This is a genomic window from Methylobacterium sp. WL7 (assembly GCF_008040085.1).
Taxonomy (GTDB): Bacteria; Pseudomonadota; Alphaproteobacteria; order Rhizobiales; family Beijerinckiaceae; genus Methylobacterium; species Methylobacterium mesophilicum.
Genome location: NZ_VRVG01000249.1, coordinates 1 through 3401 on the forward strand (window position 1 = coordinate 1; position 3401 = coordinate 3401).

2 pseudogenes are annotated in these 3401 nt (G+C 56.0%); one reads left to right on the plus strand and one right to left on the minus strand.

Annotated elements, in window-relative coordinates:
* Window positions 1-849 precede the first annotated feature (849 nt).
* Window positions 850-1939, minus strand: a pseudogene (locus FV233_RS28755) (IS630 family transposase).
* A 440-nt stretch (window positions 1940-2379) separates the two neighbouring features.
* On the opposite strand from FV233_RS28755, the pseudogene FV233_RS31470 reads away from it, so the two are divergent.
* Window positions 2380-2610: pseudogene (locus FV233_RS31470) on the plus strand (hypothetical protein); the annotation flags it as partial.
* Window positions 2611-3401: the final 791 nt, after the last annotated feature.

The following is a 3401-nucleotide window of genomic DNA, read 5'->3' on the forward strand; positions in this document are numbered from 1 at the left end:
ATATTAAGTCGGTCAGCGAGCTTTGGCAATGATTGCTGTGATATGTTTGTCTCGTACTAAAGATCTGACGCATCGGTTGGGGTCGGCAACTTAGCGTTTGATCGCGGCCTGCAGGTCGATAACGTCGAAAAGAGCCGCGCAACCACGCATCGTGAGCGCGGAGAAAATGAGCTCGACTGGGTACATATCAGCGGCGAGGGGCACGGTGAATTAGAAGGTTCAGTGTGGGTGGCGAGCGAGCCGGCTTGGCACCCTAAGAAGTTTGGATGTTGCAGCGTTCTCGAGTATGGCATGGATCGCCGTGCCAAAAATTGTTGCGGCTTCATCGGCGTCGAGAAACCGGATATTTCGCCATTCTAGGGACGCTGCATGGAGCAGCCGAGTACCATACCCGGGGGGCATCTTTAGCGGCAAAAATGTCTTGGTGCCATAATAGATATAGGTGGGTTTGAGGGTCGGTATGGTCGGAGCTACTCAGCTTCAGCGCTTGGAATTGGCTGTTCTCATTGATGGACAGCAAAGCCGATTGTTGAATTGAAGCCTTCTTGAGCCCGACGAGATTTTCAACATTTGCTGCACTGACAAGCAAGCGGGAGCGTTTGAACGTGTGCAGCCGTTTAGGCGGGAGACGTTGAGCGGTTCACGGCTGCCGCACGGAGTATTACGAGACGCCCGCGTCACGGGCTATGGCATGGCTGGTCCGATGTGTGACCTTGCCCTGCGGCTCCGAGGAGGTCATCATCAACACCTCGGCGATCGTCTCGGTTGAATGGGCTGCTGGCCCAGACGCGCACCCGCCGCGCGACGTCCTCATCGCTCAAGCGTTCGGCGAGATTAGGACGTTGCGGGCTAGTGGTGTGAGTTTGAGATTCTTTGGCAGAAGCGTCCGACGCTGGCGAGGATGGCTTCGGCGGGTTTGGTGCAGACGAAGGGCTTCGGGTCGGCGTTGGTGTGGTTGATGTAGTCGTGGATCGCGGCTTCGAGATCGTCGGTTCGTTCGAAGGCGCCGCGCTGCAGGCTTTGGCGGGTGGGAAGAGCGAACCAGCCTTCGACAAGATTGAGCCACGAGGCGGATGTCGGGGTGAAGTGCAGGTACCAGCGTGGGCGCTTCACCAGCCAGTCGTGGATCAGCTGAGTCTTGTGAGTGGCGGCGTTGTCGAGCATGAGATGGACGTCGAGGTCCCTCGGCATGCTCGCCTCGACCTGATCGAGGTAGGCGCGGAACTCAACCGAACGATGCCGACACGTACAACTGAAGATCACGGTCCCCGTCCGAACGTCGAGGGCGGCGAACAGGTTGGTCGTACCCTGGCGGCGATAGTCGTGATTCCGGCGTTCTGGCTGGCCGGGCTGCATCGGCAGCACAGAGGCCGTGCCGGTCAGCGCCTGGATCTGGGGCTTCTCGTCCACGCACCGCACGATGGCCCGGTGCGGCGGGACATGTACAGGCTGACGACATTACGCCCTTGTCGACGAAGGCGGAATCAAACGACAACTTGAAGGTCTCGGTCCTGTGGGGCTGAAGGCCGAAGGCGCGCCATACCCGCGAAACCATGGTCAGGCTCATTCCGACCCGATTCGCCATGGAGCGCGTCGACCGGTGGGTGGCGTTCTTCGGCTGGCCTTCGAGAGTCAGCGTAATCATCGCCTTGATCGCTGTGTCCTCGACGGTAGGCGGCGCACTGGAGCGGGGCAGGTCGACGAGGCCGTCGAGGCGGTTGGCGACGAAGCGGGCACGCCAGGTCGTGACGCTCGGGCGATTGACCCCGAGACTGCGGGTGATACTGGTGTTCGTAGAGCCGGGCTCGGCACAGGCCAGTACGATAGGAGCACGCTGGGCTAGCGCCTGACCGACGTTGCGGCGGCACAAGAGGCCATCCGGTTGCACACGCTCGTCCCCGCTCAGATGAAGTTCGGCTGGTTTGGGACCGCGCGCCATTGCAGCAACCTCCGCTCGGAAGCCCAGCAGACGGCTCTCACGTCCCGAACCGCAAGGAAATCTCCAACTCATACCACTAGCATGGTTGGATCATAAGATCGCATCAAGAGCCTCGCCGGAGGGGCATCTTACTCTCTTGCGCGGTCTGTCGTTGAGTGCTGCAGGAACAGCAGCCAAATCGGCTGAGCTGTCAGCGCCGAAGTTAGTTCCCCACGGGGAGTACTGCCGCCTCGCCATCTCTCGAATTCCATGACCTTGCGCCCGAAGCAGCACGTTTCCCACGCTCGGTGAATGAAAGGTAGCAATTAGAGGGCGACGGCGACGCGAGTGAGAGATGGCAAGGCGGCAGTCCGCCCGCTTCCTGGAATCACTGTGTTCTCACCGGTTGTGAGCTCCCGCATCCCATCGCAGCGTCCTTGTTCGACAGACCCGACGCGATGACCAAGATCGAGCATCACCTAATCAAACCACGGGGCATATGAACGAAAGACTAGTTCGAGCGGATGAACCGCACAACCAAGGACGCGACAGTCGAGTTCAACCATCATGCCGTCCACGACGAGCTCAGCTATCAACCTTAGCCGCTCATGAAGGCCTACATTTACGGACGCCGGCTTACGACCCTAAGCGGCCTCACACAACAAGGATTCATTTGCCAAATCAAGACTTAAGAGCCCGAGCGCCTAAGACTCAATCCGTCACACAACCTAAACCGAAAGTCCAGCATGATCAACGGTTAAATTTGAGAACACACTATTTGTCTGTCAAGATTGTGGCGCTTATTATAGCAAGCTCCGTGCGTTAACCCTTGGCGATGCAGCCCAGCCAGTAACTCAATTTGTAGCTTCTGGCCGCACGAATGCCAGGCAGGATTTATCATAGTTAATCCGGCATCGCGGCGGGTCGGTCACTCAAGCGTTACGCTTAGGCATGCGTCATGGAAAGGCGTGATCGCCTTTAACTGAAAGATGGGGCGATTAGGGCATGTGCAAACGGCGATCGAAACAAGCATCAGTGCACTCTCCATATCATGTAATGACCAGATTTAATTTGGCAAAAAGGTTATTGAGTTGGAACTAACACGACCTAATGTTCACTGAAGCCAACGCCATTGCAATATTCGATCGCGCGATTTTGAGCCTCAACAATGAAACTTGGCTTTATTAAGAACCATTCCGCTAGGAAACTGGCGTTAGGTATCACGCTTTTTCAATTACGTTATAGTGCCTAAGTTGATCAATCAAGGTGCGTCAAAAGCTTATTCCCATGCCAAGTCATCGGCGCTGATGTTAAAAAATTAAGCGTGAGTCGATATGGATCATGGTAAAGCGATTAGGTGCGGTGTGATGAAAAAGGATATTGTAACAGTACTCATTAAATCTCGATCAGGTTTTGTTGCCTATAAATAGCATTAATTAGGCAACTGGGCGGAAACGATTTGTTTAGTGGGCATGTATTACGT